General features: G+C 48.8%; 5 protein-coding genes. 4 read left to right on the forward strand and 1 reads right to left on the reverse strand.

The annotated features are described in order from the left end of the window. Positions 1-109 precede the first annotated feature (109 nt). From pscS to A4E24_RS01590, 4 genes are read left to right on the forward strand one after another with little or no spacing between them, the layout of a single operon-like run. Complete coding sequence (gene pscS / locus A4E24_RS01575; RefSeq protein ID WP_292351092.1) at positions 110-1,477, forward strand: O-phospho-L-seryl-tRNA:Cys-tRNA synthase; 1,368 nt, start codon at positions 110-112, stop codon at positions 1,475-1,477. 4 nt (positions 1,478-1,481) lie between these two features. Continuing rightward, positions 1,482-2,777, forward strand: coding sequence for an O-acetylhomoserine aminocarboxypropyltransferase/cysteine synthase family protein (locus A4E24_RS01580; RefSeq protein WP_292351087.1), 1,296 nt, complete (start codon positions 1,482-1,484; stop codon positions 2,775-2,777). 2 nt (positions 2,778-2,779) lie between these two features. Then, the gene (locus tag A4E24_RS01585; protein ID WP_292351089.1) at positions 2,780-4,261 is read left to right on the forward strand and encodes a homoserine O-acetyltransferase; all 1,482 of its coding nucleotides are present in this window, start codon (positions 2,780-2,782) and stop codon (positions 4,259-4,261) included. A 19-nt stretch (positions 4,262-4,280) separates the two neighbouring features. Beyond that, positions 4,281-4,475, forward strand: coding sequence for a MoaD/ThiS family protein (locus A4E24_RS01590; protein WP_292351090.1), 195 nt, complete (start codon positions 4,281-4,283; stop codon positions 4,473-4,475). A 56-nt stretch (positions 4,476-4,531) separates the two neighbouring features. Here the strand turns inward: A4E24_RS01590 and A4E24_RS01595 are convergent. Continuing rightward, positions 4,532-6,038, reverse strand: a 1,507-nt coding sequence (locus tag A4E24_RS01595; protein WP_292351091.1) for a tetratricopeptide repeat protein, incomplete at its 5' end; no start/stop codon positions are given.

Raw genomic sequence — 6,038 nt, forward strand, 5'->3', positions numbered from 1 at the left:
GAGATGGCGGAACGGCTACGCAATGGACTGCAGATCCATTTCATCCCGGTTCGAATCCGGGTCTCAGCTTTGGTTAAGTCGAACAATGGCAGTTAATCAGATGATAAGTATGGATATACGCACACAGAAAACATTTGAGGCTTTATTCGCCCTTGAGGATATAAGGGAAACTCTCAGGCAGAGGCTTCCCAATATCACAGGTCAGGAAGATGAACGTATTATCCGTGAAGGTGTCAGCAAAGTGAGGACGATATTAGATGATCTTGAAGCTGGTACAGGCACTCCCCAGGTACGGAAAATAGCCGGAACGATCGACATACGCTCCCGCGAGGAGACGTACATCAATATCCAGCCGATCCAGGCAGCCGGAAGGCTTACTCCGGAAGCACGCAAGGCTCTCATAGCCTATGGCGATGGCTATTCCACCTGTGATGCCTGCCGTAAACCCTTCCGGCTGGACAAGATCAGCAATCCGCCGATAGCTCCTTTCCATGAGCAGCTTGCCAGTTTCCTGAACATGGACGATGCACGTGTAGTGCCTGGTGCAAGGCGCGGGTTCCAGGCAGTTGCATCCACATTGGTAGATAAAGGTGATACGGTGATAGTTTCGGCTCTGGCCCATTACACTGAGTTCCTGGCAGTGGAGGAAGCGGGAGGAATAGTAAGGGAAGTTCCTCTCAATGAGCAAAACCTTGTGACGGCAGATGCTACTGCAGAGAAGATCGAGTCGGTGAAACAAGAGACCGGCAAATTGCCAGTACTGGTGATGATGGACCACTTCGATTACCAGTACGCTAACGAGCACGATGTGAAAGGTATAGCAAAGGTCGCTCACCAGTATGATATTCCTTTCCTGTACAACGGAGCATATACCGTGGGGGTAATGCCGGTCGATGGAAAAGAGATAGGCGCTGATTTCGTGGTAGGTTCGGGTCACAAAAGCATGGCATCCCCTGCGCCATCCGGCGTGCTGGCAACGACCAGTGAATGGGCACCCAGGATATTCCGTACCACTCAGATGGTGGGTGATATCACCCAGCGCAAGTTCGGTGTAAAGGAGGTAGAGATGCTTGGCTGTACGTTGATGGGCTCGACATTGCTGGGCATGATGGCATCTTTTCCTGCCGTGAAGGAAAGGGTGAACCACTGGGAAGAAGAACTAAAGAGATCGAATTACTTCATCGATGGCTTACTTTCCATCGAAGGCAGTAACGTAGCTTCCGAGTACCCTCGTAAGCATACACTGTCCAAGGTCGATACCACGCACAGCTTTGATAATGTGGCTCAGCATCATAAACGCAGAGGATTCTTCCTTTCGGATGAACTTTCGGGCAGAGGCATAATCGGAGAATTCGCCGGAGCTACCCGTGTATGGAAACTGAACACATACGGACTTTCATGGGAAAAGGTCCGTTATCTTACAGATACGTTCCAGGATATAGCTGACAAATACGAACTTCAGGTAAAAAGGGGTTAATTATATGACAGAACAAAATTACAGGTTAGGAACACTTGCACTGCATGCCGGACAGAAACCGGACCCGACAACAGGAGCACGGGCTGTGCCGATATATCAGACAACGTCTTATGTTTTCCGTGACAGCGATCATGCTGCTGATCTTTTCGCCCTCAAGGAACTTGGCAACATATATACCAGGATCATGAACCCGACAACGGATGTGCTGGAACAGCGCATCGCTGCCATCGAAGGTGGCACGGGTGCACTTGCCGTTGCATCCGGCTCAGCGGCTATAACCTATACCCTGCTGGCTATCACGCAACCAGGTGACGAGATCCTATCCGGTAACAACCTTTACGGAGGCACATACGAACTGCTCAATTACACTTTCCCCAAGCTGGGCAGAAAAGCTGTTTTTGTGGATTCCTCTGACCCCGATGCTTTCAGAAAGGCCGTCAACGCAAGGACACGGGCCATCTACATTGAGTCTGTAGGCAATCCAAAACTGGATATCCCCGATTTCAGGGCTATCGCAGACATTGCCCACGGGGCCGGAGTGCCACTTGTTGTGGATAACACGACTGCTGTAGGACTTGTGCGGCCCATTGAGCATGGGGCTGATATCGTTGTACACTCCGCGACAAAGTTCATAGGAGGACATGGGACTTCCATCGGTGGTTCGATCGTGGATTCCGGCAAATTCTCCTGGGACAACGGTAAATTCCCGGAACTAACGGAACCCGACCCCAGTTATCATGGTCTTAGGTACTGGGACACCTTCTCCAGCTTTCCGGGACTTGGTAATGTCGCTTTCATATTCAAAGTAAGGCTGCAGCTGCTCAGGGATACTGGTGCTGCCATCTCGCCATTTAACTCTTTCCTGTTACTGCAGGGGCTTGAGACGTTGCATCTAAGGATACAGCGACACTCAGAGAATGCATCAAAAGTGGCAGAGTATCTATCGGTTCATCCCAAGGTATCATGGGTGAACTATCCGGGTCTGCCTGACCATCCAAGCCATGAGCTTGCATCCAGGTACCTCAAAGGAGGCTATGGTGCACTCATGGGATTTGGTGTAAAGGGTGGTGCAGAAGCTGGAAAACATTTCATCGACCAGCTTAAGCTGTTCTCACATCTTGCTAACATTGGTGATTCCAAGAGCCTTGTCATCCATCCGGCTACTACTACTCATCAGCAGCTGACCCCGGAAGAACAGATGGCTACAGGTGTCACGCCGGATTATATACGCCTCTCCATAGGTATCGAGGACATTGAAGATATCATCGCAGACCTTGAGCAGGCCCTTGAAAAGGTGTGAACATGCACAGGTCGGTGGGAATTACAAGAACAGAACACCTCACATTTGATGAGCCGCTGGTCCTTGAAAGTGGTGCATCCATCAGTCCTGTTACGATAGCCTATGAAACCTATGGCAGGCTTAACAGGGAGAAGAGCAATGCCATCCTTGTCTGTCATGCGTTTTCCGGGAATGCACATGCTGCCGGTTATCATGCAGGAGATGACCGGCCAGGATGGTGGGATACGATCATCGGTCCGGGAAAGGCACTGGATACGGATGATTATTATGTCATCTGTTCCAACATCCTCGGAGGTTGCAACGGGACAACAGGCTCGGCATCCATCGATCCCAAGACCGGAGAAAGATATGGTCTTTCTTTTCCTATTATCACCGTTGCTGACATGATCAACCTGCAGAAACGTCTTATTGATCACTTTGGTATACAACAGCTTCTGGCTGTGGTGGGAGGATCAATGGGTGGTATGCAGGCTTTACAGTGGTCTGTCTCCTATCCGGAAATGGTACGCAAGGTCGTTGCAATAGCGACAACCGCCAGATCAACTCCTCAGCAGATAGCTTTTAATGAAGTAGGCAGGCAGGCTATCATGGCCGATCCAAAGTGGAACAAAGGGGAATACTCCAACGGTACTATCCCGGAGCGCGGTCTGGCACTTGCGCGTATGATAGGGCATATTACCTATCTTTCAGACGATTCAATGCATAACAAATTTGGCCGTAACCTGCAGAACAAAGAGGCAATTGGATATGATTTCTCCACTGAGTTCCAGGTCCAAAGTTATCTGCACCATCAGGGAGAGTCGTTTACCAGGCGTTTCGATGCAAATTCCTATCTGTATATCACGAAAGCCATAGATTATTTTGATCTGAGTGTCAATGGTTCTCTGGCAGCGGGCTTTTCCAAAGCCGGATCTGCATTTCTGGTAATATCAGTATCTTCTGACTGGCTTTATCCGCCATATCAGTCCGAAGAGATCGTAAGTGCATTGACAGCCAATGATATCGAAGTGCAGTACTGTGAGATACGCTCGAACTATGGACATGATGCTTTCCTGCTGGAGTCCGGACAGTTGAACTATATGATCAGCCAGTTCCTTGACAGGTTGCTGGTCCGTGATGTGATGACGGATAGCCCTATCATCAATGAGCAGTCTTCTATGAACGATGCGGCCAGGATAATGATAGAGAATGGGGTGAACCATCTCCCCGTGGTAGGAAACAACGGCCAGCTTGCAGGTATCGTTACCTCCTGGGACATAGCCAAGGCTGTTGCCTGCGGATACCAGGATCTTGATCAGATCATTTCCAGGCAAGTATTTACTGCAATCCCGGAAGAAGCGATCGCTAAAGTCGCCAAACTGATGGAAGAAAAAGCCATTTCAGCTCTTCCTGTAGTTGATGAAAACAATCAGCTGGTAGGAATTGTTTCAAGTGACAGCCTGAGCACATTGCTGGGACGATGCACACAGCCAAAGAAACATTGATCAAAAAGAAAGTAAGAGCATGAAAGTCAGATTGCCTTCAGGCGAGATCCAAGAGATCGAGATAAGTTCTTTAAGGGTGGATAGCCTGCTGCATCAACTGGGGATCAACCAAAGTTCAGTGATCGTGGTAATGAACGAGCAGATCATTCCCGAAGATACGATATTGTACAATAAGGACGAACTGCAGTTAATACGGGTCGTTTACGGCGGGTGAAGAACAACTTTCTAGTTTAAAGAAAAAAAAGGCCATAGCCATCCATGGCCTCTAATTTAACTGCGCCGCGAGCTATTTAAGATCTTTAATACGTGATGTTCAGGGCCTTCGATGTTTGATGTGTAATATCCCACATCTTCAATATAGAACCCCAGCTCTTCAGCCTTATCATAGCACACTTGAGCTTCGTCATATCTGCCGAGTGCTTCAAGAACTACACCCTTGTTGTACCACGCAAGAGCATTCAGAGGATCAAGTTCTATACATTTATCATATGCCTGTATGGCTTCTTCATATCTGCCCAGTGCACCAAGTGCATATCCTTTTTCAAACCATGCATATGCATGATCAGGATCTAGCTCTATGGCTTTATCACATGCGTAGAGGGCTTCTTCATACCTGCCCAGTTCATTGAGAACATACGCTTTATCGGCCCATGCAAATGCATAGTTCGGGTCTAGCTCTATGGCCTTATCATATGCCTGTATGGCTTCTTCATATCTGCCCAGTGCATCAAGCGCATATCCTTTTTCAGCCCATGCATATGGAGAGTTCGGGTCCAGCTTTATGGCTTCATCACATGCCTGTATAGCTTCTTCATATCTGCCCAGTTCATTGAGGACATACGCTTTATCGGCCCATGCATATACATACCGTGGATCAAGCTCTATGGACCTATTGAATGCCTGGATCGCTTCTTCATATCTCTCAGCTAGCAAAAGGTCGTAACCTTTATCGTACCAATATTCGGCATTCTTGAGTTGGTCATTCCAGTGTCCCACAACCGGGATACCACCCTCTTGCCCCACGTTGATGATCTCAGTCCCGTATACCGTCTGGATCAGGAAACTATTACCTGTGGCGTTGTATACACCCACCTCAGTAATTCCATCTCCGTTCCAGTCACCCACAACAGGCTGCATGTCAGCAGGGCCGAATGTCAAGATATCTTCAGCATTCGCTGTGGTGTTCCACAGAGCCCACGTACCATTGGTATTGTATACGCCTACAGCATCTGCACCGTCGCCGTCCCAATCACCTACAACAGGTGTTGTACCAGGCCATCCGATCTCAATGAGAGCAGTTCTGTCATCTGTATGGATCAGGAAGCTATTATTTGTGGCGTTGTATACACCGACCTCGGTAATACCATCTCCGTCCCAGTCACCCACAACAGGCTGCATGTCAGCAGGGCCGAAAGTCACGTTATCTGCAACATGTGTAGTAGTGTTCCACAGAGCCCAGGTGCCATTGGTATTGTATACGCCTACAGCATCTGCACCGTCGCCGTCCCAATCACCCACAACAGGTGTTGTGCCAGGCCATCCGATCTCAACGAGCTCAGATCCTGGATCTGTCTGGATCAGGAAGCTATTATTTGTGGCGTTGTATACGCCAACCTCAGTAATACCATCCCCGTCCCAGTCACCCACAACAGGCTGCATGCCTGCAGGGCCGAATGTCAAGATATCTGCAACATATGTAGTAGTGTTCCACAGAGCCCAGGTGCCATCAGTATTGTATATGCCTACAGAGTCAGAAATTGTGTCCTTTTCATAAGGC

The sequence above is a fragment of the Methanomethylovorans sp. PtaU1.Bin093 genome, assembly GCF_002067275.1.
Lineage (GTDB): Archaea > Halobacteriota > Methanosarcinia > Methanosarcinales > Methanosarcinaceae > Methanomethylovorans.